Genomic DNA, 24,316 nt, shown 5'->3' on the forward strand with positions numbered 1-24,316 from the left:
TTTATATACATTTAAGGTTATACGATTTTTTCTCAATCACGCTATTTTTTTATGATGAAACTTAAGTTTGATGCTTTGAATATCAGGTTTCAGGTTTCAGGTTTCAGGTTTCAGGTTTCAGGTTTCAGGTTTCAGGTTTCAGGTTTTGGGCTTTGGGCTTTGGGCTTTGGGCTTTGGGCTTTGGGTTTTGGGCTTTGGGTTTTGGGCTTTGGGTTTTGGGCTTTGGGCTTTGGGTTTTTAAAGAATAAATTTATAGGCTATTCAATATTTTTCCCCATTTCCTTTCTAACTCCTAACTCCTATCTCCTATTTCTATTGAATTTAGCTTCAACGGCTCGAAGCCTTACACTGTATTTTTCAAAAAAACACCCACTAAAATCAGTGTGAGGGCTGCTACGCAGTGCCTACGGCAGGAATCGCCGTCAAGGTCTATTGCATTGCATAAAATCATAGTATTACGTTAACATAAATTATATTAAAAAGAATTTATCTTAAATGCTTAAAGTTATCAAAGTCAGAATTTATCCAGATACATCTCAAAAAGTGCTTCTAGCGTCAGCTTTTGGCTCTTGTAGATGGGTGTGGAATCATTTTCTTAATTTGATCAATGAAACTTACCAAGCCACAGGTAAAGGATTATCTAGTTATGATGTCAAAAAGTTACTTCCTCAATTAAAGAAACAGGAAGACACTGCTTGGTTATCAGAAACTTATTCTCAATGTTTACAACAAGTTTGTTTAAATTTAGGTGTTGCTTTTAATAATTTCTTTGAAAAACGGGCTAAATATCCCAATTTTAAATGTAAGCATGGTAAACAATCTTTGCAATATCCAGCAAATGTTAAGGTAGAAAATGACTGTTTAAATGTTCCTAAAATCGGTTTAATTTATACAAAATTTCATCGTATTATTGAGGGAAAAATTAAGACTGTTACTATTACTAAAAACTGCTGTAATCAATACTATGCTTCTATCCTTGTTGATGACGGTAAAGATAAACCTGAAATATCAACAGAAGGTAAAGTCATCGGGATTGACTTGGGTTTAACGCATTTTTGTATTACCAGTGATGGGAGTAAATTTAATAATCCTAAAATACTGAAAAAACATGAAGTTAATTTAAAGAGAAAACAGCAACAATTATCTAGGAAACAAAAGGGTTCAAATAACCGAAATAAGTCAAGATTAAAAGTTGCTAGAGTCCATAAAAAAATCACTAATTGCCGTGAGGATTTTCTGCACAAACTATTTCGTATGATAGTAAATGACAACCAAATTATTGCAGTAGAGAATCTGAATGTTAAAGGTATGATGGAAAACCACTGTCTAGCCAAAGCAATACAGCAAGTAGGCTGGGGACAATTCTGTACGATGCTTAAATATAAAGCCGAATTTGAAGGAAAAGTTTACATTGAAGTAGATAGATTTTTCCCAAGCTCAAAGACTTGTCATGTGTGTTTAAACAAAATAGGTAGCTTACCACTAGATGTAAGATACTGGATTTGTATAAAATGTGGCACAAAGCATGACAGAGACGTAAATGCGGCAATTAACATCCGAGATGAAGCAATACGAATACTACAGACCTCTGGAACGGGGGATAAAGCCTATCGTCAAACTGTAAGACGCAGTAATAGAGGACGTAAGAAATCTACTACTGTGCTAGTTTCTGGGTAGGAAGCCTACATCATAATCTTTGATTTGGTGTATGGTAGTTCACACTCAAGTTAAATTAAGATAAAGAAATGTAACTCATAGACGAAATCATCGCAATATTGTCTCTTAATGCAATTTAAACTTAATTATAATTCATCATTTTTTGCCCCAATTATCTTGATAGCACCTTTTTTTCTTTGGGGCACAGCTATGGTAGCAATGAAAGGAGTTATTCATCAAACAACGCCGCTATTTATGGCAGGAATAAGAATTTTCCCCGCAGGAATTTTAGTGTTATTAGTAGCCATTTTTTTAGGCAAATATCAGCACATAACCCCATTGGGATGGCTATGGATAGGGTTATTTTCTCTGGTGGATGGCTTGATGTTTCAAGGGTTTCTCGGTGAAGGTTTAATGCGCACAGATGCGGGTTTAGGTTCGGTTATGATTGATTCTCAGCCTTTAGCTGTAGCGATTTTATCCCGTTGGTTATTTAAAGAAATTATTGGTTTTTGGGGATGGTTAGGATTATTTATTGGTATTATCGGGATTAGTTTAATTGGTTTACCTGATGAATTGATTTTAAATTGGTGGCAAGGTAATTTCACCAGTAATGAGTTTAGTTGGCAAGATTTATTTGATAATGGACAATGGTTGATGTTACTTGCTTCCTTTTCCATGGCTATCGGTACTGTGATGATACCTTATATCTCTCGTCATGTTGATCCTGTCGTTGCTACGGGTTGGCATTTAGTTATAGGAGGATTTGCTTTATTTATCCTTAGTTTTCGCTTTGAAACTTCTCAATGGATTAATCTTGATTTGACTGCATGGTTCTCTATTACCTATGCTACTATTTTTGGTAGTGCGATCGCCTACGGTTTATTCTTTTTCTTAGCTTCTAAGGGAAATTTAACCAGTTTAAGTGCTTTAACCTTTTTAACTCCTATATTTGCCTTAACTTTTGGAAATTTATTACTAAAAGAAACACTTTCGGATCTACAATGGCAAGGAGTGAGTTTAACTTTAGTCAGTATTTATTTAATTAATCAAAGAGAACAAATTCACAAGTTTTTTACCCAAGAAAAATTTACTTTATATTTAGATAAAATTCAAAAAAAACTATTTATAAATAAATATTAATAGGAGAGATAAAACTACTAAAGAAAAGAATAATTTTAATGTCAATTTGATTTTTAAATAAAGTTATAAACAAATATTTTTAAAAGTTAGTATCTCAAATATAATTAGAAGAATATTTGGGAAAAAAGCGATAAATATTAATATAAAAACTGTTAATTGCTTATTGTCTAACTTTATCACTCTGGGATGAGGCAACCCCTAATTATTAATATTGTTAAATAATGTTATTAAAAAAAATAGTTTTTTAGCATGAATGCTGATGAAATGCTCAGATTATATGATCAAGGACAAAAAGATTTTAGTCAAGTTAATTTATCCAGAGAAGATATAATTCAAGCTAATTTAACGCAAATAGACTTAACTAGAGCCGATTTGAATTGGGCAAATTTGAGCGGTAGTGACTTTAGCGGTGCAAATTTTAGTCGGGCAGATTTGACTCACACTCGCATGATTAGTGCAAAATTAATTGGTGTTAATTTAACTAATGCAGCTCTCAGTTATGCTGATTTAAGTTGGGTAAATTTAAACGGTGCAAATCTTAGTAATGTAGATTTAAGTCACGGAAATCTCAGTAAATCTTCATTAGCAAACACTAATTTTAGTTATAGTAATTTGCAAAACTGTAACTTAACGAGGGCTAATTTTGCTGGTGCTAATTTTACTCGGGCAGATTTAAGGGGAGCAAATTTAAGCGGAGTGATTTTAACTGGGGCAGATTTTAGCCGTGCAGATTTATCAGAAGCTAATCTTCAAGGTTGTGATTTAACAGAAGCTAATTTGAATTATGCAGATTTAAAGTTTAGTCAACTCCGTAATGCAGATATAAGTGAAGGAATTTTACAAGGAGTTAATTTAGAAAAAGCTAATCTTCGGGGAGCAAATTTCACAGGGGCAGTTTTACATAATACTAATACCAGTCAAGTCAAACTATCAGAATTAAACATTAAATCATCCCATAAAAATAAGATTACTTTTGTGGGTGCAGATCTTAGAATGGCAAACCTACAAGATACGAACCTAAAAAAACTGTATTTTTTGTTACGCTTTATTAGAAAAAATTAATTTGGTAGAAAGTTGTTTACATCGTGTTACTATGATTGATGGTTCTTTATTCTCCGCCGATTTAAAAGGTGCAAATTTACGCAACAGCGCTTTAAACGGTGTTAATCTTAGGAGTACTATTATGCCTGATGGTTCAATTCATCCTTGACAAAAATTAGTCATGATGGTGGGCAAATGCCCACCCGACAGTTTATTTAGAAGCAGCTAATTCACGCTCTTTAGTTGCTTTGATAACTTCATCAGCTACATTTTTAGGACAAGGTGCGTAATGATCAAATTCCATAGAGAATTGACCACGTCCAGAAGTCATAGTTCTTAAATCACCAATATAACCAAACATTTCACTTAAAGGTGCTTCAGCTTTGATTCTTACTCCCATAGGATTAGTACTTTGAGATTTAATCATGCCACGACGACGGTTAAGATCTCCGATAACATCACCCATGTGATCTTCAGGAGTGAATACGTCTATATTCATGATCGGTTCTAATAATTGAGGACCGGCTTTAGGAATTGATTGACGATAACCCGCTCTTGCTGCAATTTCAAAGGCGATGGCACTTGAATCCACTGCGTGGAAAGCACCGTCAGTTAAGGTAACTTTTAAGTCAACACAAGGGAAACCAGCTAACACACCTTTAACAATACTAGCTTGGAAACCTTTTTGTACTGCTGGCCAAAATTCTCTGGGTACATTACCACCAGTAACTTTAGACTCAAACTGGAAGCCAGTACCCGGTTCTCCCGGTTGTACAGTATAGTCGATACGTCCGAATTGACCAGATCCACCAGATTGTTTTTTGTGAGTGTAACTATCATTAATTACTTTTGTGATAGATTCACGGTAAGCTACTTGAGGTTGACCGACTTCAACTTCTACCCCATGAGTACGTCTGAGGATGTCCACTTTAATATCAAGGTGTAACTCACCCATACCTTTAATGATAGTTTCGCCACTTTCTTGATCTGTTTCAACGTAGAAAGAAGGATCTTCTTGTACCATTTTACTAAGAGCAAGACCCATTTTCTCATTACCACCTTTATTTTTAGGTTTGATAGCAATGGAAATAACGGGATCTGGGAATACCATCGGTTCAAGAGTAGCTGGTTCATTGGGATCACATAGAGTATGACCAGTTTGCACGTTTTTCATACCCACGATAGCGACAATATCTCCTGCCTGTGCAGAATCTATTTCAATGCGATCATTGGCGTGCATTTCCACTAAACGACCAATACGATCAGTTTTGCCCGTAGCGGTATTAAGAATTGTCATGCCTTTATTGAGAGTTCCCGAATAAATACGGGTGAAAGTTAAAGCACCATAGCGATCATCCATGATTTTGAAAGCTAAAGCGCGTAAAGGTTTTTCGGGATCAACAATGGCAAAAGTCCCAGTTTCATTACCTTCTAAGTCAACTTCAGGCTGAGGGTTAACTTCTGTCGGATCAGGTAAATAGTCAATGACACCATCTAAAACTAATTGTACTCCTTTGTTTTTGAAGGAAGAACCACAATAAGTAGGGAAGAAAACTAGATCACGAGTACCTTTACGAATACAACGTTTAACATCTTCAATGGCAATTTCTTCACCTTCGAGATATTTTTCCATTAAGTCATTATCTTGCTCAACGGCAGTTTCAATCAACTGTTCACGATATAGTTCTACATCATCTTTCATATCTTCAGGAACTTCTTCGATAGTGTAAGCAAAAGGATCTCCTGAATCATCCCAAATCCACGCTTTACGAGTAAGAAGATCTACCACACCTTTAAATTCAGTTTCCACGCCTATGGGTAATACCATGACTAAAGGAGTTGCTACTAAAATGTCTTTAACTTGTTTCACGACACGATAAAAATCAGCACCAGTACGATCTAATTTATTAACATAAATAATACGAGCTACTTTAGAATCATTCGCATAACGCCAGTTAGTTTCGGATTGAGGTTCAACCCCACCAGATCCACAAAATACACCAATACCGCCATCAAGTACTTTTAAAGAGCGATATACTTCGATAGTAAAGTCAACGTGTCCGGGAGTATCGATAATATTAAATTGATAATCTTTCCAAAAACAGCTTGTAGCGGCGGATTGGATTGTGATACCTCTTTCTTGTTCTTGCTCCATGAAGTCAGTCGTAGCTGCACCATCATGTACTTCACCAATTTTGTGGATTTTACCTGTTAATTTAAGGATTCTTTCTGTAGTTGTGGTTTTACCTGCATCAACGTGAGCAAAAATGCCTATATTTCTATATTTACTGAGATCTTTTGCCATAATAAGTTTTTCTATATTAGTTAAACGAGTCAGAATCCGTCGGATTTTCTCTTAAGAGTGATTCTGAAGGGAGTTAAGTGTAGTTTTGATTTAAACAACACCGATTTTAGAATTTATCATATTTCTAGGCACGAAAATTCTTTTGAAAGACATTTATTTTTATCTCTCACTTAATTATCATAAATGATTGTAACAAAATGTGAAAGAGGTAATTTAACCATGAACAACCAATGTCTCAAATTACGTTATTATTTGAGAATGTCAAAGAAAAATAGATGAAAGCATTTGAAGTTAGAGTAAATCTGAAAAAAAAGATCTTAAAAATAATTAAAGTTAAATCATTACCAATGAATATTTTGACTGAAAAAACTTTTCATATTATTCAATTTTAGGTTAAAAATAAAAAAATTATCATTAAGTACACAAGAAAATAACATGAAATCAGGTGTTTATTTTATCGGTGCAGGGCCAGGAGATCCAGATTTATTAACAGTTAAAGCCTATAAAATTTTACAACAAGCTGATGTTATTTTATATGCAGATTCTTTAGTGCCAAAACAAATTTTAAAAGATGTTAAACCTAACGCCCAATTAATTGCTACGGGTAATCAAACCTTAGAAAAAATTGTGCCTTTAATGATTGAAAAAGTTAAGGAAGGTTTAACGGTGGTAAGACTTCAGTCGGGAGATTTATGCCTTTATAGTGCCATTCATGAGCAAATGAGACAATTAGCCGAGGCAAATATTCCTTTTGAATTGATACCCGGTATTAGTGCTTATCAGGCCGCCGCCGCCAAAATTAGTAGTGAATTAACTATCCCTGATTTAGTGCAAACTATCATTTTAACGAGAGTTAGTGGTAGTGCATCCCCCGTCCCAGAAAAGGAAGAATTGAGGGGTTTAGCGGCTCATCAGGCTAGTCTGTGTTTATATTTAGCCGCTCGTCATATACGCAAAGCTCAAGAGGATTTATTAGAACATTATCCTCCTGATACTCCTGTGGCTGTATGTTATCGGGTTGGTTGGGAAGATGAAAAAATTATGATTGTACCTTTAACAGATATGGCGATCGCCACAGAAGATAATAACTTAATTAGGACAACTATGTATATTATCAGTCCAGCATTAAAAAAACTCTCAGATTATGAATTTCGCTCTCGATTATATCACCCTGAACATTCTCATTTATTTCGTCCAAAATGAAATGATTAAGTATTTATTTTATAATTTACCCTCATTAACTTGTTAGGTTTTAATAGATTTCAGGTTTCAGGTTTCATGAAAATGATTGAAGTAAAAATTAGTATTAAGGTTGATAATTTTCATTGTAAGAGAGTAAAAAATGTTTTTATGGAGATTATTAATTGTCAATTCTCCATTGATCATGAATAATTAGTTATGGATCTATAGATAAAATTTATTTGACATGAGTTTAGAATATCCTGATGATTTAAGATACCTTGATTCTCACGAATATGTCCGTTTAGACGGTGAAATTGCTACTATCGGTATTAGTGCCTTTGCCATAGAAGAATTAGGAGATGTTGTTTTTCTCGAACTACCAGAATTAGGCGATGCCATTGGTGTTGAAGATAATATTGGTACAATTGAATCAGTTAAAGCGGTTTCGGAAATTTATGCTCCCGTTTCTGGTACAGTAATTGACCGTAATGAGATGTTAATTGAATCTCCTGAAATGATAGCAGATGATCCTTATGGTGAAGGATGGCTAATTAAAGTTAGATTAGATAATCCCGACGATGAGTTAGAAGATACATTTTCCGCCGATGAGTATAAATCTTTAGTTGAACCTGAAGAAGAGTAAAACAATCAATAATTAACAATTAAATTTTGGTGTTGGTGGGCGTTGCTGAATCAAGGTATGAAAATAAAAACTCAACAATCTGGAATACTTACTATTTAACTATGCCTCTGGCACAGCAAAGCTGCACGCCAATAAATATAAATCATACTCAAAATCAGCAACGTCATACTTTCTTCTCGTGTTAGAAATTAGAAAAAATTAGCTATGATAAATATGTATCTAAAATATCTAAAATAATAGAAAGAAATGGAAACTATTGAAATAGATCAAGCAGTATTGCATATTAATCAATTACTGGAAATAGCCGCTAAAGGGAAAGATATTATTATTACTAAAAATCATCAACCTATAGTTAAATTAAGCTCAATAAAACAAGAAAAAAAACGTTCTCCATTATTTGGCAGTGATAAAGATATTATTGCTATTAGTGACAACTTTGATGAACCATTAGACGATTTTCAAGAATATATATAATGAACTATTTATTAGATACTCATGCTCTAATTTGGTTTTTCTCAGGGGATGTTAAATTGAGTGATAAAGTAAGGCTATTAATGGAAAATGAGGAAGAAACTAAATTCATTAGTTTAGTAAGTATATGGGAAATGGGCATTAAACAAAGTAAAGGAAAGTTAACATTAGCTTTGCCTTTAGAAGAATATATTGAAGAAAAGTTAACATTAAAAGACTATAAACTTTTACCAATAAATTTTAAACAAATATCAACAATAACTCGTTTACCTTTTTATCATAATGATCCTTTTGATAGATTGTTAATTGCTCAAAGCATAGTAGAAAAAATGCCTATAATAAGTAAAGATACAGCTTTTGCTCCTTATGATATACAAATTATTTGGGATTAAATTATAACTGCCGAGGTCTTTCTCTAAGGCAATTATTTTGAGGTTTTGTTCTTCTATCATCATAGAAATCATTTTATCATCTTTTTTTCCACTGCTTCTATTTTCTCTATACCTCGGCAGTTACGTATTCCAGATTGTTGAGTTTTTATTTTCATACCTTGATTCAGCAACGCCAAAATTTTTTTCTGATTACTTTCAAACAAAGGTAGAGAATATTTTTGATGTGTAATATAACTACATAATTTTGGGGGATAAAAGCAATTATCTCCGTTGAGTTTTAATCAATGTATAAAAATTGAAAAATACAACGGAGATTTTTTGTTATCTTTAAAAACTACTCTGTAGCAGTGGGGATGAGTTCTTCCTCACCAGTGGTGTCGTTAGTTTCTACCGTAGAAACATCATCACTAGAAATATTTTCGATGATTACTTCTTCCTCAGCAGAAATACCTTCTAATTCAGCAGGATCTACTTTCGCAGCTTCTGTTTCACCAGCTAATAATTTTTCTCTGAATTTTATAGCCATTTCTTCAGCCTTTTCAAAAACTAAATCACGGTTTTTGAGCATATCACCCGGTTCTGGTTCTAATTGCTTAGTAGATAGAGAAATACGTCCTCTTTCTGCATCTAAGTCAATAATCATCACTTTTAATTCATCATTAACATTAAAGACACTATGAGGAGTATCAATATGATCATGAGAAATCTCAGAAATATGTAATAAACCACTAACACCGCCAATATCAATGAAAGCACCATAGGGTTTGATACCGCGCACTGAACCGATGACCACTTGGCTAACTTCTAAACCGTTCATCTTACGTTCAACTAAAGCACGACGATGACTTAACACAAGACGATTACGTTCTTCATCAACTTCTAAAAACTTGAGGGGTAAATCTTGCCCAACTAAATCTTCTTTAGTATCTTTAGCACTAATATGAGAACCGGGGATAAAACCTCTTAAACCTTCCACTCTGACTAATGCACCGCCTCGATTAGTAGCGAAGACATTAGAGTAAACGGTGGCATCTTCTTCTTGTAATTGGCGAACTCTTTGCCAAGCGCGCATATATTCTATACGACGAATGGAAAGGGTTAATTGACCATCTTCATTTTCATCAGTAAGAATAAAAAATTCTCTAGTTTCGTTAGGTTGTAATACTTCTTTAGGATCATCAACTCTATTGATCGAAAGCTCTTGAACAGGAATATAAGCTGCGGTTTTAGCTCCTATATCGATTAGCGCACCTCTTTGCTCCATACTAAAAACAGTTCCAGCAACGATGTCACCCGGACTGAAATGATAATCATACTGATCTAAAAGAGCAGCAAAATCTTCATGAGTAAAGCCAATATTATTGTTTAGAGTCTGTGTCTGAGTGACCATAGGCATTTCTTCTATTTTCTTTAATTTATTTGTTATGACGATAATTTTGAATCCCTCCTCAGAAACTTAGGTTTATTCAAGTTTACTGATTAGATAGACATAGGTATTAATATAAAATTTACTATTTCTATCATTGATAAGTTTTCATAGTTACTAATTTTTGGAAAAAATTTTCTTTTGATTAGCTCCGTATGCCTCATACATACATCGTGAACTAGACACCACCCGATCTAATTTTTTACTTTTTACAGTTAATCTTTTCGATCAGTTGAATTTTGACTTATTTCCTTTTAGGAAAAATTGATTGACTAATGATAGACAATTATCTACTCTAACATTAAAAAGGAGCAAAATTTTAAAAAACTTGTATTTTAAAGCTAAAACCTCATACCTCATATCTAATATCCAATACCTAAATAATATTTTGCTTTGAGTAACCTCAGTTAATTATCGTCTTCAATCTTTTTTTGTTTATTTTGTAATTCTTTTAAGGTTTCTACAAAATCTTCTATATTGGTAAATTGACCATAAACAGAAGCAAATCGAACATAAGCAACTTCTGAAAGATGACTTAAATGACTTAAAACCAATTCTCCGATGTATTGAGTCGTTATTTCTCTTGGGGATTTTTCCTCAATGTCAGATTCAATTTTTTCTACTAAAGATTCTATTATTTTTGCTTCTATTTCTGTTTTTTCACAAGCGCGAACTATTCCTCTGATTACTTTTGAGCGATCGAATGATTCTGTACTACCATCTTTTTTGATTACGGTAATGGGTACAAATTCAATTCTTTCATAAGTGGTAAAACGATGATGACAGTTTAAACATTCTCTCCTGCGCCTAATACTTTGTTCTTTCTCGGTGTTACGAGACTCTAACACTTTAGTATTTTCGTAATTACAAGAAGGACATAACATAATTTTTATTAGTATTTAGACAAAATTAATAAGAGATTTTCTGATTAAAAAATAACTACAGAAGGATTAAGTAAAACTCCTATAGGTTTCAGAATGAAATAACTTTAGAAACATCTTTTCATAAAAAAAGCCTCTTTCTGTACTATCTTAACTAAATTGATGATTTAATGAAGATAGGTGAAAAAGACTTTTAATATTTTTATTATTTAAGGCGTAAAAAAAATAAGTTTCACTGCCTTAATCTGAAATATCTATTTTTGAATTTTTGGAGGTTCACGAAATGCCACAGCAAAAAACAATACTGTAATCATCATCGCTAACACAAGAATATAAGCAACACTTTCCATTTTTTTCCTCTATTATTATTTTGTTAATTCTATTGAAAAGGGAATAGAAAGAAAATTGATTTCCTTCCATTCCTTGTCGGAAAATTAATTATGCAGACTCTGCACGACGAGTGGATTTATCTCCAACTTTTTGGAATAATCCCCATTCTACTTGTTCTGGATCTAAATCTGGGTCAACCCCTGCGAATACATCACGGAAGAGAGTACGCGCACCATGCCAAATATGACCAAAGAAGAATAGTAATGCAAAACAAGCATGACCAAAGGTAAACCATCCACGAGTACTGGTACGGAATACACCATCAGAATTGAGGGTTTCAGTATCAAAGGCAAAAGGTTCACCTAATTGTGCTTTGCGAGCATAACGTTTAACATCGAGAGGATCTGTAAAGGTTTTACCATCTAAATCTCCTCCAAAGAAAGTAACTGTAATACCAGTTTGTTCAACACTTAAAGCTGATTCAGCACGACGGAAAGGAATGTCTCCACGGACAACACCATCAACATCGGTTAAAACAATCGGGAAAGTTTCAAAGAAGTTAGGAAGACGACGTAAATTTAATACACGACCTTCTTTATCCTTAAACTCAGGATGTCCTAACCAACCTTGAGCGATGCCGTCACCTTTATTCATCGCACCAGTACGGAATAAACCACCTTTAGCGGGGCTATTACCAACATAATCATAAAAAGCTAATTTTTCAGGAACTGCTTCCCATGCTTCTTCTACAGTAGCACCACTAGCAATACTAGATTGTACTCGGCGCTGAATTTCTTGTTGATAGTAACCTTGATCCCATTGATAACGGGTTGGTCCAAATAATTCTACTGGAGTAGTTGCGTTACCATACCACATTGTTCCTGCTACGATGAACGCTGCAAAAAACACGGCGGCAATACTACTAGAAAGTACAGTTTCAATGTTCCCCATACGAAGGGCTTTATAAAGTCTTTCGGGAGGACGAACACTTAAATGGAATAAACCTGCAATAATACCAACGATACCTGCTGCGATATGGTGAGCTACTACACCGCCGGGGTTAAAGGGATTAAAACCAGCAGGTCCCCATTCTGGTGCTACAGGCTGAACGTGACCCGTTAAGCCATAAGGATCTGATACCCACATTCCAGGTCCCCATAATCCAGTTAAATGGAATGCACCGAAACCAAAACAGAGTAAACCAGATAAGAATAAATGAATACCAAACATTTTAGGTAAATCTAAGGCTGGTTCACCAGTACGAGAATCGGTAAATAGTTCTAAATCCCAGAATACCCAGTGCCATACAGCCGCTAAGAAAAGTAATCCAGAAAGAACTATGTGTGCGATCGCTACACCTTCAAAAGACCAAAAGCCGGGGTCAATACCTGTTTCGCCCGTAATACTCCAACCACCCCAAGATCCTGTTACCCCTAAACGTGCCATGAAGGGAAGAACAAACATCCCTTGTCTCCACATAGGATTTAAAACAGCATCACTAGGATCAAAAACGGCTAATTCGTATAAAGCCATTGATCCAGCCCAACCTGCCACTAATGCAGTGTGCATTAAATGTACTGAAATTAAACGACCCGGATCGTTAATTACTACTGTGTGTACTCTATACCAAGGTAGCCCCATTGACTACGCTCCTCCTAATTAATGTGATTTTTACTAAACGTGGGAATAGATCTAGTTTACAATAACCTTTCAGGGTTTTTGCTTCTCAAAATTGTTTTTTGATAGAATATCCCTATGATCTTAATTTTATGTTAAAAATTTTATCTTTTCTTAGAACTTATGGCAAGATATTTTTTTTGATTGACCATTAAAATTTCAAAATTGAGAATGATTGACATCGAAAATTTGCCGGGTATAAGTCGGATAGACGTAAAAGGTCTTAAATCTCTAGGTATAAATACTAATTTAGAATTATTAAAATTGAGAGTAAATAGTCAAAAACCCCAGGAATTAGCCTTTAAAATGGGAGTAAATCTGAAAAATGTCCTCAAATGGATTGCTTTAGCTGATTTATCTCGTGTAGAGAGTGTCGGAAGTAAATATTGTGGCTTAATTTTACATTCAGGTATTCTTTCTACTGCTCAATTAAGCGAAATGACGACTTCTCAATTACATCGACAAATATTAAGGCTACAAGTTGCTACTTTACGAAGAAAAGATTTATGTCCATCTGTTTCTCTTGTGCAAACTTGAATTAAAGAAGCGAAAACAATTAATAATACTTCCGTTTCATAAAGATTTTAGGTTTAATCTTCTTGGCTATAGATTAAGAATAAATAGTTTTTTATTATGTTTTTAACATCTTATAATAGTTATAACTAAAAGTGTTAGGATTAATAATTTTTTATGGCTAGAATATCAGGCTCAGGTTTAATCAACGGAACTATAGATGACGATTTCATTACAGGATCAACTTCTATAGATATTATTTTTGGTAATAACGGGAATGATTCTGTTGATGCCCTGGGTAATGATGACATTATCAACGGTGGAGATGGCAATGATACCCTTAATGGAGAAAACGGTATTGATGTTATTTCAGGAGATGATGGTGATGATGTAATAAATGGTGATGAAGGTAATGACATACTTACTGGAGATATTGGAAATGACACCCTTCGTGGGGGAAATGGAGATGATATTCTTCGTGGAGGTAACGGAGATGACAGTCTGTTAGGGGGTAGAGATAATGATTCTATCTTTGGTGACGTTGGTGATGACTTTATCGTAGGTGACGTTGGTGATGACTCGATGGAAGGCGGTACGGGGCGTGATCGCATTTTCGGTGGTGTCGGTAATGACACAATTAATGGTGGTGATAGTAGTGACTTTATCAATGGTGATAGTGGTGATGACTCTATACTAGGTGATGCTGGTAGTGACGAAATCTTTGGAGGTGTTGGCAATGACACAATTTTAGGAGGAAATGATAATGACACGATTAATGGTGATGGCGGTGATGACGAAATTTTCGGAGGCGCTGGTAATGATTCTATAAATGGCGGTGTCGGAAATGACACAATCGATGGTGATGGTGGTCATGACATTATCATAGGTGGTGATGGTCATGACATTATCAATGGTGATGAAGGTAATGATCGTATCTTCGGTGATAGTGGTAATGATTCTATCAATGGTGGTGTTGGGAATGACGCTATCAATGGTGGTAATGAAAATGACACTATCAATGGTGGTATTGGTGATGATAATCTTAACGGTGATGACGGTAATGACCTTTAGGGGATGTTGGGAATGACACTATCAATGGTGGTATTGGTGATGATAATCTTAACGGTGGTGATGGTAATGACCGTATTTTAGGGGATGTTGGTAATGACACTATCAATGGTAGTATTGGTGATGATAATCTTGACGGTGGTGATGGTAATGACCGTATTTTAGGGGATGTTGGTAATGACACTATCAATGGTGGTGATGGTGATGATTTTATCAATGGTGGAACGGGTAATAATACTATCTTCGGTCAAGGGGGTAATGATGTTCTCGTAGGTAGTGATAATAATGACACTATCAATGGTGGTGATGGTAATGACCGTATCTTAAGCAATAGTGGGAATGACACTATCAATGGTGATGCTGGTAATGACCAGATCTTCGGTTATGGTGGTAATGACACTATCAATGGTGGTGATGGTGATGACTCTATCAATGGTGGTGTTGATAATGACACTATCTTTGGTGGTAACGGTAATGACTCTATCAATGGTGGTACGGGTAATGACTCTATCAATGGTGATGACGGTGAAGACCATATCTTCGGTGACGATGGTAATGACCGTATCAATGGTGGAGCTGATGATGACACTATTTTAGGTGGTGATGGTAATGACACTATTGAGGGAGGTACAGGTAATGACTCTATAGAAGGAGGTAATGGTGGGGACGACATCGAAGGTGGTGACGGTGATGACTTTATAGAAGGTGGTGAGGGTAATGACGGTATCAATGGTGGTAACGGTAATGACTCTATAGAAGGAGGTAATGGTAATGACGGTATCAATGGTAGTAACGGTAATGACACAATCTTTGTTGGTGATGGTAATGACGGTATCCGTGGTGGTGATGGTGATGACATTCTCAATGGTGGGGCTGGTAATGACACTATCAATGGTGATGATGGTAATGATATTATCTTAGCTGGTACTGACCGTGACAGTCTGTTTGGTGGTAACGGTAATGACATTATTAGTAGTGGTGATAGTGATGATCGTATCGAAGGTGGAGATGGTAATGACACTATCAATGGTGATGATGGTAATGACCGTATCTTAGGTGGTGATGATGATGATCGTATCAGTGGTGATGATGGTAATGACACTATCAATGGTGATAATGGTAATGACCGTATCGAAGGTGGTAATGGGAATGATCGTATCAGTGGTGATGTTGGGAATGACACTATCAATGGTGATGCTGGTAATGACGAAATTTTTGGTGGTGATGGTAATGACATTATCAATAGTGGAAGGGGTGTTGATACTCTAACTGGAGGTAAAGGAAATGATCTTTTATTTCTTGGGAATAGTTCCACAGATACTGATAGATTATTATATCGTTCGGGTGATGGTAGTGATACGATTACTGAATTTATGATCAATGATCAATTCTTCTTTACAGGCATCGCTAATATAGATGTTGTGAAAATTGGTTTTAATACTGAACTACGATTAGGTAACGGCAGAGCAGGAGATCCTAATTTTGGTACGGGGGATCTACTAGCTAGGTTGCTTGAATTTGACAACTTTACTACCAATAACTTAGCAACGGGTAGTAGTGGTACGTTATTCTTTAACTAACAAAAAGCAAATTTGATTCAGTGGGATTTCTTTGATGGGTTGTAGTTTCTAACTCAATGAAACCCTTTTCTTATTTTTTCTCTCCTAAATCCCCAGTTATGGGGACTTTTTTCTAAAGCTAAACTAAAACAGGTACAGAGGTTTCCCAACGCTGAACGGCTTTTCCTATTACTGCTAATTCTGTCGTTAAACGATCAAAAGCATCAGGGGTTAAGGATTGTGGGCCATCCGATAAGGCTTTCGCTGGGTTTGGGTGTACTTCTATCATTAGAGAATCAGCACCTCCAGCAATGGCAGCCATAGCCATACTAGGTACATATTCCGCTTTACCTGTACCATGACTAGGATCAATCATGATGGGTAGATGAGTTAAAGAACGTAAAACTGGAATCACAGATAAATCTAGTACATTACGAGCATACTCTCTATCAAAAGTGCGGATTCCTCTCTCACAAAGAATAACGTTGGTATTTCCCCCAGCAAGAATATACTCTGCTGCCATTAACCATTCAGCAATAGTTGCAGACATACCTCTTTTAAGTAAGACAGGTTTAGGTTGTGCGCCAACTTTTTTTAACAGGGAGAAATTTTGCATATTCCTTGCCCCAATTTGGATCACGTCAGCGTATTCGACAATTTTATCTAAATCCGCAGTGTCCATTACTTCGGTAATAATACCTAATCCAGAAGCATCCCTAGCGGCGGCTAGTAGTTCTAATGCACTTTCGCCATGACCTTGAAAGTCATAAGGAGAAGTACGAGGTTTATAAGCTCCACCTCTTAAAAATTTTGCCCCTGCTGCTTTGACTCTCATGGCAGTTTCCACGATCATCTCTTCGTTTTCCACGGAGCAAGGACCTGCTACGATAACGATGGGATGATTTAAGCCAAAAACTACTTCCCCGTTAGGAGTTGAGACAACTACATCACTAGGTTGTCCATTGCGATAATCTAAACTAACTCGTTTAAAAGGTTTTTCTACTCTTAAAACGGTTTCAATCCAAGGGCTTACTTCTTGAATTTGTTCTGGGTTAAGGGAAGCAGTTTCTCCCACTAAACCAATAACTACTTTACTTTGTCCGATAATTTTTTCTGGTGCTAAACCCCAGGTGGTTAATTCATCTCCAATACGATTAATTTCGACTTCAGGAGTTCCCACTTTCATTACAACGATCATAATTGATTTACCTTTATGAATTAATATGCTAAGGCGAGTATTTGGTTATAGTTGTTAATTTTTTATGTGTAAGTATTTTCTAGGAAGTGACTCGTTCAAAATAGCTGAATAATTAATTATTTATTAATAGACTCTTGTCGAGCATTTTTCCAAGCAGAAGTAAATCTACGAAAATTGACGGTAAAATCTGACCAACCCCACCAAGTACCTTCTCTTTCTTCATCCCAAGATGTGGAAAGAACGCCATAACTTAAACCTAACACACCTAACCCAAATAAACCCATCGTCACTAACAAAACTGCTGTATTCGGTACTTTTAACCATTTTTGGGTAACGACAACATAAGAAGCAAAAAATGTAAAAATACCCATTCCTGTGGGAATACCACTAAAAATAGCGATTCTTTTTAACATTCTGTTGCTAATTACTTCGGGAATTGCCGCCTCGGATGTACTTTGTTTTTTACCCTGAGAATCTTTACTCGATAAGTTTGTTGACTTTTCTAGGGGATTATGGGAGGGTTTTTTGGTGATTTTGTTATTCTTTTTTGGTTCAAAAGGTAGGGAATCTCGATTTGATGACGATGGCATGATTATTTATAAATATGGATTTTAACCACGAATACCTAACTTTTTGATTAAGTCTTGGTAACCTTGGACGTTTTCTTTTTTAATGTAACTTAATAAACGTTTCCGTTGACCGATGATTTTTAAAAGTCCACGACGAGAAGAATGATCTTTTTTATTAACTTTTAAGTGTTCGGTAAGTTGAGTAATTCTAGCGGTAAGTAATGCTACTTGTAAAGCTGATGATCCTGTATCAGTTTCATGTACTTGATATTCTGTGATAATTTCTTGTTTTTTTTCTAAGGTTAAGCTCATTTTTCTTTAAAAGTTTAAATACTGCAATCTAACATTATATCATATCTTGATGTTAAGAATTGAAAAGAAATCATAAAAAAGGTTTAAGGTTTTTCCTCCTTTCAATTATTCATTATCAACTATTTTTTTGACATTCCCTGATTTAATCCAACCTTCTTCCCCACTATTAGGAATACGCACTTTTTGCCATTGGTTATCATTACTGGTACTTAAAATAATTAATTCTGAATTATAACCAACTCCTCCGACTCTTTCTGAGTCTTTACTAGGATTTGAACGTAAACTTAAACCTGTTGACCATGTTACTGTTGCTTTATATGCTCCTTTTGGTAAAGTTTCTACGGGTTTTTCAGGCTCTGGTTTTTTTGTTTCTACTGGTGCTGGTTTTGTTTCTTCTTTGGTAACAGCAGCAGAGGGTTTTGTTTCTTTTTCTTTGGAGGGTTTTTCTTCTGAGAATACTGGTTTAGAGGTATTTCCTGCTACGTTAGTAAGGAAAAAGTAAGCTCCTCCTGCTATTCCAGCACCGAATAAGATTATACCTAAGAAAAAACCAATAATAAATTGAAATAGACTTGATGGATTCATAGTTGACATATAAGATTTAATGGTGTGAACAATGAACAGTTAGTTATATTATTAAGACTTTGGAAGTTACACAAAATCACTATTTTCTGAGTTTTTAACCCTATTTATGGTGATTTGTGGGCATTACCCACCCCACATTTAGATTTCGTGGTAAATCCTCGACTTTTTCTGATGAGTTGATCAATCGGAATTGATATTATGAATAAGTATATTCTATAAAAAATATTTAGTCGTGAATAACATCAATTGTTAATGGATTATCTAAAAATTAGAATTAAATTATATTTATTTATTTATTTATTTATTTTATAATCTTAAGAAATTTATCATCATGATTGAGCAAAAATTAATACAATTAAGAAATCTTTTTCAAGACATGAATCAGGGCTTAATTGCATATTCTGGAGGTATTGATAGTACTTTAGTGGCAAAGGTTGCTTATGATGTTTTAGGACATCGTAGTGTTGCTATTACGGCGGTATCTCCTTCTCTATTACCTGAAGAATTAGATGAAGCTCAACAACAAGCTAAATTTATCGGTATTAACCATGAATTAGTCTATACAGAGGAGATGAATAATCCTAACTATACTTCAAATCCTGTTAATCGTTGTTATTTTTGTAAAAGTGAATTACACGATAAACTTAAACCTCTTGCTTTACAAAAAGGTTATCCTTATGTGATAGATGGAGTTAATGCTGATGATTTACAAGATTATCGCCCAGGTATTCAAGCCGCTAAAGAACGAGGTGTGCGATCGCCATTAGCCGAATTAGGTATAACGAAAATGGAAGTAAGAGAAATAACGAAAATACTAGGGTTGCCTTGGTGGGATAAACCTTCTCAGCCGTGTCTTTCATCTCGTTTTCCCTATGGTGAAGAAATTACTTATGAAAAATTACATCGTGTTGGTAGAGCGGAAATCTATCTCAGAAATTTAGGTTATAGTAATCTTAGAGTTAGATCCGATGGTGATACGGCACGAATAGAGTTATTACCAGATCAAATTACTGATTTTGTTAAGCAAACCAATCTTAATGAACTTGTTAATTATTTTCAATCCTTGGGTTTTATTTATGTGACTCTCGATTTAGAAGGTTATCGTAGCGGTAAATTAAATCAAGTCATCAAAAATTAGGAATTATCAATGAAAATGTATGGTTAATCACTCTGAAATCTAATTTAATCCTATAATCTAGTATTCAACGGACAAACAAAGAATACTAAAAAATTCATATAGGTTATGTATAATTCTCGAAAAACATCGGATTTGCCCCATGTCGTTATAGTTGGTGGTGGTTTTGCTGGTTTATATGCGGCAAAAGAGTTAGGAAAAGCACTGGTGAAGGTAACATTAATTGATAAGCGTAATTTTCACCTTTTTCAACCTCTTTTATATCAAGTAGCCACTGGTAGTTTATCTCCTGCGGAAATTTGTTCTCCTTTGCGGTTAGTGGTGGGTAAAAATAAAAATACCCATGTCATTTTAGATGAAGTTATCGACATTAATCCTGAAGAAAAACAGGTAATTATGCGTGAAGGTATTTTAAATTATGATTATTTGATTATCGGTACAGGTGTAAGTCATCACTACTTCGGAAATGATCAATGGGAGAAAGATGCCCCCGGATTGAAAAGTATCGAAAATGCCCTTGATATTCGTCGTAAAATCTTCCTTGCCTTTGAAGAAGCGGAAAAAGTATCTTCTATGGAAGAAAAAGAAGAATGGTTAACTTTTGCTATTGTCGGCGGTGGCCCTACAGGGGTAGAATTAGCTGGTGCGATCGCCGAAATTGCCCATAGAATCATTAAAGATGACTTTAAAGAAATAGACACAACCAAAGCGAAAATTTTGTTAATTGAAGGGATGAATCGGATTTTACCACCTTATCCCGAAGATTTATCTCAAAAAGCGAAAGAATCCTTAGAATATTTAGGGGTAACGGTGTTAACTAATCGTATGGTGACAAATATTGAGAAAAGTAGGGTAAATATACGTTATGGAGAAGAAGAAGAAGAAACAATCAAAGCTAGGACAATTTTATGGGCAGCGGGGGTAAAAGCCTCTAGTTTAGGAAAAATTATTGTGGAAAAAACTAACGCCGAGAGTGATCGAGTTGGTAGGATTATCGTTGAGCCTAATTTAAGTATCAAAGATTATCCTAATATTTTCGTGGTGGGTGATTTAGCTAATTTCTCCCATCAAGACAATAAACCCTTGCCCGGCATTGCACCCGTAGCCATGGCTCAAGGGCAATATATGTCAAAATATATTAAAGCACAGATTAAAGGTGAAACCATCCCACCATTTCGTTATGTGGACAAAGGAAGTTTGGCCGTAATTGGGGATAATCATGCCGTTGTGAATCTTGGATTTATGAAATTATCGGGCTTTATTGCGTGGTTAGTATGGGTATTTGCGCACATTTATTACTTAATCGAATTTGATAGTAAATTAGTAGTGATGATTGAATGGGGATGGAATTACATTACGAGGGGAAGAGGTGCAAGATTAATTACTGGGGAAATTAGTGAGAAAAACTTGATTAATGAATCCTTTAATAATGACCATTATGCTTCTTCTTTAACGGAAAAAGAAAAAGTTGAAGTGTAATAATTAGGAAAGAGAATATAGTCGGGTGGGCATTGCCCACCAAATCAATGGTTTAGTATTGTTTTATTGTTGATAGAATTTCTAAATCATTTATGATAATTTTCGCCTCCTAACCTTCTAATTTTCGGAGAAATTAACTCATTATTTTCTTACAACTAAAATAGGATTAATATATATATTATTAATTTTTAATTACAGTTTTCTTGATTAGATAACGACTCATTATTTATGGTATTAAACCAATTATTAATAACTTGCTTTTTTTCTTGAGAATTTAAAACTGAGTTAACAAAATTTTCCCAATTTGACTCATTTTTAGGAAGAATTAAACCATATTTTTCACAAGTAAAAGGAGGTTGAGGAATTAAAACATATTCTTGATTATTTCCGATAAATATTTGTTGTGCTAAAGATTCTCCTATTAATAAAATACCGTCATTAGCAAAACCATCAATTCTTCCTTGTCTTAAGGCTTGTAAAGCTCTTTGTGTTCCTCTTACTCCTTGAAATAATTGGAATTGTGCTTGAGGATATTTTTCTTTAATTAATGTTTCTGTATTGGTGAAACGTAATAAACCAATAGTTAAGTTTTTACCATCGGAATTAAGAAATTTTGAGGCGTTATCTTGTCGAGTAATAAACTGAATACCTGAGATAAAAAAAACATCAGAAAATATTACTTTATCATCATCTAAGGCTCTAATAGTATTAGGCCCACATTCTAAATGTACAACTTTATCTTCTACAATAGAAAACCGATTTTGTAAACTAGATATAACCACTGTAACTGTGATAATATTGCGATCAATTTTTTGAGATAATTTTTCTCTAATTAAAGCCACTAAATCAAAACAGATTCCTTGTAATTCACCATTATTATTACGATAACCAAAAGGAATTGCATCACTTCTAATGCCTACTTTTAATAATCCTGTGCGATTAATTTCTTCTAAAATAGATTCATTTTCAGCATTAACATTAAAGGGAATAAATAACATTAAAATAGTGGAAATAGTAATGCTAATAAGTTGATCAATTATCTTAAATTTAATCATTTCTTATTCAATATTTAGTCAAAAATGATCATTTTTTTATAGTAACTTTACATTAACAATCAACGATGGATTAGAAATTTGTAGGGGTGAATGACATTCACCCAAAAGATTAACAATCAGCAATATTTTATGGATAAAAAGCTAAGGTAGGTAAACCTAAATCTTCACTCCATCCCATCATTAAGTTCAGACATTGAATAGCTTGTCCTGCTTGTCCTTTGATTAAGTTATCAATAGCAGACATAACAATTACTCGTCCAGTACGGGGATCAACTTCAATACCAATATAAGCTAAATTAGTACCACAAGCCCACTTTGTTTGAGGATAAATACCATTACCCAAAATTTTAACAAAACTAGAGTTACGATAAAAAGCGTTATAGATAGTGAGTAAGTCTTCTGTAACTAATCCAGGATCTCTTAAAGTACCATAAACGGTAGATAAAATTCCTCTAGGCATGGGAATTAGATGAGGGGTAAATTGTACTTTTACTTCACTTCGGGCTAAATCTGAGCAAATTTGTTCAATTTCGGGAGTATGTCGATGTTTTGCAACGCCATAAGCACCAAATGAACTATCTGCTTCTGCTAACAGTAAATTTATTTTAGCTTGTCTGCCACCGCCGGAAGTGCCTGATTTGGCATCAATGATAATAGTCTCTGGCAACACTAAACCTTGTTTCAACAGGGGTGCAAGGGGGAGTAAACTAGCAGTGGGATAACATCCAGCACAGCCAATTAAGTTACTATTTCTAATTTGCTCTCTATATAATTCAGGCAACCCATAAACCGCCGTAGCAGCAATGTGATGATCTTTTCTTTGAGTTTTATACCATGCTGTATAGGTGTCTAAATTTTTAAAACGATAATCAGCAGATAAGTCTAAGACTTTACATCCTTTTTCGATTAATGAGGGTGCAAAATCACAAGCCAATCCGTTAGGTAATCCTAAAAAGACTACTTGACAACGAGAAGCGATAATATCTAAGTCAATGGGTTCAATTTTTATTTTCACCCGATGTTGTAAATGAGGATATAAATCACCGTATTCTTTTCCTGCACTACTATCACCGCCAAGATAAACAATCTCAACCTGAGGATGTTCTAATAACATTTTGACTAATTGTACACCACCGTAACCCGATGCACCCACAATACCTACGGATATTTTTTGCGACTCATCCATGATTATTAATCTATAATTTCGATATTTTCAGCAATTTTAGTATGAAATTAGTTTTTTAGATCAATAGATATTCCACGAGAAGAATCAATTAATTGTTCACTGTTTATGTAATAATTCTTAAAGAACTTTTAAGATTTGCTTAACATATCGTCATGAGTGAAGCAGCCAAAGAAAAAACTTTAGCCGAACAAGCGCCTCCTAGTTATGAATGTCGTTCCTGTGGTTATATCTACGCACCTTCTATGGGTGATAGTAAAACAAAGATAGCTGCAGGTACGTTGTTTACCGATTTACCAAGTAATTGGCGGTGTCCAGTGTGTGGTACTAATAAAACAGCATTTACGAATATTGGGGCTCAAGATGCACCATCAGGATTTGAAGAAAATTTAGAATTTGGCTTTGGAGTTAATAAATTAACACCGGGGCAAAAAAATTTACTAATTTTCGGTGCTTTAGCTTTAGGTGTCTTATTCTTTCTTAGTTTATATGGATTGAACTAACCATTGATTA

General features: G+C 34.8%; 26 protein-coding genes and 1 pseudogene. 16 read left to right on the top strand and 11 right to left on the bottom strand.

Annotation, left to right across the window (positions count from 1 at the left end; all coding sequences use genetic code 11):
- Positions 1 to 51 precede the first annotated feature (51 nt).
- The 5 genes from ACEW8E_RS03060 to ACEW8E_RS03080 all read left to right on the top strand — a co-directional run bounded on the left by ACEW8E_RS03060 (position 52) and on the right by ACEW8E_RS03080 (position 4,009).
- A complete protein-coding gene (locus ACEW8E_RS03060) occupies positions 52 to 387 on the top strand; it encodes a hypothetical protein (RefSeq protein ID WP_373478862.1) in 336 nt (111 codons plus the stop codon).
- A 108-nt stretch (positions 388 to 495) separates the two neighbouring features.
- Positions 496 to 1,677 (top strand): RNA-guided endonuclease InsQ/TnpB family protein, encoded by a 1,182-nt coding sequence (locus ACEW8E_RS03065; protein ID WP_373478863.1) that lies wholly within the window; start codon positions 496 to 498, stop codon positions 1,675 to 1,677.
- A 108-nt stretch (positions 1,678 to 1,785) separates the two neighbouring features.
- The gene (locus ACEW8E_RS03070) at positions 1,786 to 2,799 is read left to right on the top strand and encodes a DMT family transporter (RefSeq protein ID WP_373478864.1); all 1,014 of its coding nucleotides are present in this window, start codon (positions 1,786 to 1,788) and stop codon (positions 2,797 to 2,799) included.
- Between the two features lie 249 nt (positions 2,800 to 3,048).
- Positions 3,049 to 3,861: a pentapeptide repeat-containing protein gene (locus tag ACEW8E_RS03075; protein ID WP_373478865.1), complete on the top strand. Its 813-nt coding sequence runs from the start codon at positions 3,049 to 3,051 to the stop codon at positions 3,859 to 3,861.
- Between the two features lies 1 nt (position 3,862).
- Positions 3,863 to 4,009, top strand: coding sequence for a pentapeptide repeat-containing protein (locus tag ACEW8E_RS03080; protein WP_373478866.1), 147 nt, complete (start codon positions 3,863 to 3,865; stop codon positions 4,007 to 4,009).
- Positions 4,010 to 4,051: 42 nt separating this feature from the next.
- On the opposite strand, the gene fusA is transcribed toward ACEW8E_RS03080, so the two are convergent.
- A complete protein-coding gene (gene fusA, locus ACEW8E_RS03085; protein ID WP_373478867.1) occupies positions 4,052 to 6,145 on the bottom strand; it encodes an elongation factor G in 2,094 nt (697 codons plus the stop codon).
- A gap of 435 nt (positions 6,146 to 6,580) precedes the next feature.
- Between fusA and cobM the strand changes: the two genes are divergently transcribed.
- The 4 genes from cobM (at position 6,581) to ACEW8E_RS03105 (ending at position 8,833) form a co-directional block, all read left to right on the top strand.
- Positions 6,581 to 7,348 carry a precorrin-4 C(11)-methyltransferase gene (gene cobM / locus ACEW8E_RS03090; protein ID WP_373478868.1) on the top strand — a complete coding sequence of 256 codons (768 nt, stop codon included), beginning with the start codon at positions 6,581 to 6,583 and terminating at the stop codon, positions 7,346 to 7,348.
- Between the two features lie 223 nt (positions 7,349 to 7,571).
- Entirely contained in the window at positions 7,572 to 7,970 is a 399-nt protein-coding gene (gene gcvH, locus ACEW8E_RS03095) for a glycine cleavage system protein GcvH (protein ID WP_373478869.1), read from the top strand.
- 246 nt (positions 7,971 to 8,216) lie between these two features.
- Entirely contained in the window at positions 8,217 to 8,444 is a 228-nt protein-coding gene (locus tag ACEW8E_RS03100; protein WP_373478870.1) for a type II toxin-antitoxin system Phd/YefM family antitoxin, read from the top strand.
- A complete protein-coding gene (locus ACEW8E_RS03105) occupies positions 8,444 to 8,833 on the top strand; it encodes a type II toxin-antitoxin system VapC family toxin (RefSeq protein ID WP_373478871.1) in 390 nt (129 codons plus the stop codon). The genes ACEW8E_RS03100 and ACEW8E_RS03105 overlap by 1 nt, the downstream gene beginning before the upstream one ends.
- A 334-nt stretch (positions 8,834 to 9,167) precedes the next feature.
- Here the strand turns inward: ACEW8E_RS03105 and ACEW8E_RS03110 are convergent, their stop codons facing one another.
- The 4 genes from ACEW8E_RS03110 to psbB form a co-directional block, all read right to left on the bottom strand.
- A complete protein-coding gene (locus ACEW8E_RS03110) occupies positions 9,168 to 10,223 on the bottom strand; it encodes a 30S ribosomal protein S1 (RefSeq protein WP_373478965.1) in 1,056 nt (351 codons plus the stop codon).
- Between the two features lie 443 nt (positions 10,224 to 10,666).
- Entirely contained in the window at positions 10,667 to 11,143 is a 477-nt protein-coding gene (gene nrdR / locus ACEW8E_RS03115) for a transcriptional regulator NrdR (protein ID WP_373478872.1), read from the bottom strand.
- A 251-nt stretch (positions 11,144 to 11,394) separates the two neighbouring features.
- Positions 11,395 to 11,490 (bottom strand): photosystem II reaction center protein T, encoded by a 96-nt coding sequence (locus tag ACEW8E_RS03120; protein ID WP_066342826.1) that lies wholly within the window; start codon positions 11,488 to 11,490, stop codon positions 11,395 to 11,397.
- Positions 11,491 to 11,578: 88 nt separating this feature from the next.
- Positions 11,579 to 13,111 (bottom strand): photosystem II chlorophyll-binding protein CP47, encoded by a 1,533-nt coding sequence (psbB, locus tag ACEW8E_RS03125; RefSeq protein ID WP_373478873.1) that lies wholly within the window; start codon positions 13,109 to 13,111, stop codon positions 11,579 to 11,581.
- 207 nt (positions 13,112 to 13,318) lie between these two features.
- On the opposite strand from psbB, the gene ACEW8E_RS03130 reads away from it, so the two are divergent.
- The 4 genes and pseudogenes from ACEW8E_RS03130 to ACEW8E_RS03145 all read left to right on the top strand — a co-directional run bounded on the left by ACEW8E_RS03130 (position 13,319) and on the right by ACEW8E_RS03145 (position 16,308).
- Entirely contained in the window at positions 13,319 to 13,684 is a 366-nt protein-coding gene (locus tag ACEW8E_RS03130; protein ID WP_373478874.1) for a DUF4332 domain-containing protein, read from the top strand.
- A 153-nt stretch (positions 13,685 to 13,837) separates the two neighbouring features.
- Positions 13,838 to 14,731: a calcium-binding protein gene (locus tag ACEW8E_RS03135; RefSeq protein WP_373478875.1), complete on the top strand. Its 894-nt coding sequence runs from the start codon at positions 13,838 to 13,840 to the stop codon at positions 14,729 to 14,731.
- Between the two features lie 32 nt (positions 14,732 to 14,763).
- Positions 14,764 to 16,020, top strand: a pseudogene (locus tag ACEW8E_RS03140) (calcium-binding protein); the annotation flags it as partial.
- Between the two features lie 81 nt (positions 16,021 to 16,101).
- A complete protein-coding gene (locus ACEW8E_RS03145; protein ID WP_373478876.1) occupies positions 16,102 to 16,308 on the top strand; it encodes a hypothetical protein in 207 nt (68 codons plus the stop codon).
- Between the two features lie 118 nt (positions 16,309 to 16,426).
- Here ACEW8E_RS03145 and aroF read toward each other — a convergent pair whose 3' ends face one another.
- From aroF to ACEW8E_RS03165, 4 genes are all read right to left on the bottom strand, one after another.
- Positions 16,427 to 17,485, bottom strand: a complete 1,059-nt coding sequence (gene aroF / locus ACEW8E_RS03150) for a 3-deoxy-7-phosphoheptulonate synthase (protein WP_373478877.1) — start codon at positions 17,483 to 17,485, stop codon at positions 16,427 to 16,429.
- Between the two features lie 116 nt (positions 17,486 to 17,601).
- Positions 17,602 to 18,075: a PAM68 family protein gene (locus ACEW8E_RS03155; protein ID WP_373478878.1), complete on the bottom strand. Its 474-nt coding sequence runs from the start codon at positions 18,073 to 18,075 to the stop codon at positions 17,602 to 17,604.
- 21 nt (positions 18,076 to 18,096) lie between these two features.
- Positions 18,097 to 18,366: a 30S ribosomal protein S15 gene (gene rpsO / locus ACEW8E_RS03160; RefSeq protein ID WP_373478879.1), complete on the bottom strand. Its 270-nt coding sequence runs from the start codon at positions 18,364 to 18,366 to the stop codon at positions 18,097 to 18,099.
- 105 nt (positions 18,367 to 18,471) lie between these two features.
- The gene (locus ACEW8E_RS03165) at positions 18,472 to 18,951 is read right to left on the bottom strand and encodes an SH3 domain-containing protein (protein WP_373478880.1); all 480 of its coding nucleotides are present in this window, start codon (positions 18,949 to 18,951) and stop codon (positions 18,472 to 18,474) included.
- A gap of 331 nt (positions 18,952 to 19,282) precedes the next feature.
- Here ACEW8E_RS03165 and larE point away from each other — a divergent pair, with 331 nt between their 5' ends.
- Positions 19,283 to 20,089, top strand: coding sequence for an ATP-dependent sacrificial sulfur transferase LarE (gene larE, locus ACEW8E_RS03170; protein WP_373478881.1), 807 nt, complete (start codon positions 19,283 to 19,285; stop codon positions 20,087 to 20,089).
- Positions 20,090 to 20,194: 105 nt separating this feature from the next.
- On the top strand, positions 20,195 to 21,565 hold the full coding sequence (locus ACEW8E_RS03175) for an NAD(P)/FAD-dependent oxidoreductase (RefSeq protein WP_373478882.1): 1,371 nt from the start codon (positions 20,195 to 20,197) through the stop codon (positions 21,563 to 21,565).
- Between the two features lie 188 nt (positions 21,566 to 21,753).
- Here ACEW8E_RS03175 and ACEW8E_RS03180 read toward each other — a convergent pair whose 3' ends face one another.
- Both ACEW8E_RS03180 and argC read right to left on the bottom strand, forming a co-directional pair.
- Positions 21,754 to 22,620: an amino acid ABC transporter substrate-binding protein gene (locus ACEW8E_RS03180; protein ID WP_373478883.1), complete on the bottom strand. Its 867-nt coding sequence runs from the start codon at positions 22,618 to 22,620 to the stop codon at positions 21,754 to 21,756.
- Positions 22,621 to 22,747: 127 nt separating this feature from the next.
- Complete coding sequence (argC, locus tag ACEW8E_RS03185; protein WP_373478884.1) at positions 22,748 to 23,806, bottom strand: N-acetyl-gamma-glutamyl-phosphate reductase; 1,059 nt, start codon at positions 23,804 to 23,806, stop codon at positions 22,748 to 22,750.
- Between the two features lie 152 nt (positions 23,807 to 23,958).
- Here argC and ACEW8E_RS03190 point away from each other — a divergent pair, with 152 nt between their 5' ends.
- Entirely contained in the window at positions 23,959 to 24,306 is a 348-nt protein-coding gene (locus tag ACEW8E_RS03190; protein WP_373478885.1) for a rubredoxin, read from the top strand.
- The last annotated feature ends 10 nt before the right edge of the window (positions 24,307 to 24,316 follow it).

It is taken from the genome of Geminocystis sp. (genome assembly GCF_041753295.1).
GTDB lineage: Bacteria > Cyanobacteriota > Cyanobacteriia > Cyanobacteriales > Cyanobacteriaceae > Geminocystis.

Coding starts and splice junctions, on each gene's coding strand:
- ACEW8E_RS03070 (WP_373478864.1), top strand. CDS start 1,786: ATGCAATTTAAACTTAATTATAATTCATCATTTTTTGCCCCAATTATC.
- fusA (WP_373478867.1), bottom strand. CDS start 6,145: ATGGCAAAAGATCTCAGTAAATATAGAAATATAGGCATTTTTGCTCAC.
- ACEW8E_RS03120 (WP_066342826.1), bottom strand. CDS start 11,490: ATGGAAAGTGTTGCTTATATTCTTGTGTTAGCGATGATGATTACAGTA.
- ACEW8E_RS03180 (WP_373478883.1), bottom strand. CDS start 22,620: ATGATTAAATTTAAGATAATTGATCAACTTATTAGCATTACTATTTCC.
- ACEW8E_RS03060 (WP_373478862.1), top strand. CDS start 52: ATGATGAAACTTAAGTTTGATGCTTTGAATATCAGGTTTCAGGTTTCA.
- cobM (WP_373478868.1), top strand. CDS start 6,581: ATGAAATCAGGTGTTTATTTTATCGGTGCAGGGCCAGGAGATCCAGAT.
- rpsO (WP_373478879.1), bottom strand. CDS start 18,366: ATGAGCTTAACCTTAGAAAAAAAACAAGAAATTATCACAGAATATCAA.
- ACEW8E_RS03065 (WP_373478863.1), top strand. CDS start 496: ATGCTTAAAGTTATCAAAGTCAGAATTTATCCAGATACATCTCAAAAA.
- ACEW8E_RS03165 (WP_373478880.1), bottom strand. CDS start 18,951: ATGAATCCATCAAGTCTATTTCAATTTATTATTGGTTTTTTCTTAGGT.
- ACEW8E_RS03190 (WP_373478885.1), top strand. CDS start 23,959: ATGAGTGAAGCAGCCAAAGAAAAAACTTTAGCCGAACAAGCGCCTCCT.
- larE (WP_373478881.1), top strand. CDS start 19,283: ATGATTGAGCAAAAATTAATACAATTAAGAAATCTTTTTCAAGACATG.
- ACEW8E_RS03175 (WP_373478882.1), top strand. CDS start 20,195: ATGTATAATTCTCGAAAAACATCGGATTTGCCCCATGTCGTTATAGTT.
- nrdR (WP_373478872.1), bottom strand. CDS start 11,143: ATGTTATGTCCTTCTTGTAATTACGAAAATACTAAAGTGTTAGAGTCT.
- argC (WP_373478884.1), bottom strand. CDS start 23,806: ATGGATGAGTCGCAAAAAATATCCGTAGGTATTGTGGGTGCATCGGGT.
- ACEW8E_RS03145 (WP_373478876.1), top strand. CDS start 16,102: ATGATCAATGATCAATTCTTCTTTACAGGCATCGCTAATATAGATGTT.
- ACEW8E_RS03075 (WP_373478865.1), top strand. CDS start 3,049: ATGAATGCTGATGAAATGCTCAGATTATATGATCAAGGACAAAAAGAT.
- ACEW8E_RS03100 (WP_373478870.1), top strand. CDS start 8,217: ATGGAAACTATTGAAATAGATCAAGCAGTATTGCATATTAATCAATTA.
- aroF (WP_373478877.1), bottom strand. CDS start 17,485: ATGATCGTTGTAATGAAAGTGGGAACTCCTGAAGTCGAAATTAATCGT.
- ACEW8E_RS03105 (WP_373478871.1), top strand. CDS start 8,444: ATGAACTATTTATTAGATACTCATGCTCTAATTTGGTTTTTCTCAGGG.
- psbB (WP_373478873.1), bottom strand. CDS start 13,111: ATGGGGCTACCTTGGTATAGAGTACACACAGTAGTAATTAACGATCCG.
- ACEW8E_RS03135 (WP_373478875.1), top strand. CDS start 13,838: ATGGCTAGAATATCAGGCTCAGGTTTAATCAACGGAACTATAGATGAC.
- ACEW8E_RS03155 (WP_373478878.1), bottom strand. CDS start 18,075: ATGCCATCGTCATCAAATCGAGATTCCCTACCTTTTGAACCAAAAAAG.
- ACEW8E_RS03110 (WP_373478965.1), bottom strand. CDS start 10,223: ATGGTCACTCAGACACAGACTCTAAACAATAATATTGGCTTTACTCAT.
- gcvH (WP_373478869.1), top strand. CDS start 7,572: ATGAGTTTAGAATATCCTGATGATTTAAGATACCTTGATTCTCACGAA.
- ACEW8E_RS03130 (WP_373478874.1), top strand. CDS start 13,319: ATGATTGACATCGAAAATTTGCCGGGTATAAGTCGGATAGACGTAAAA.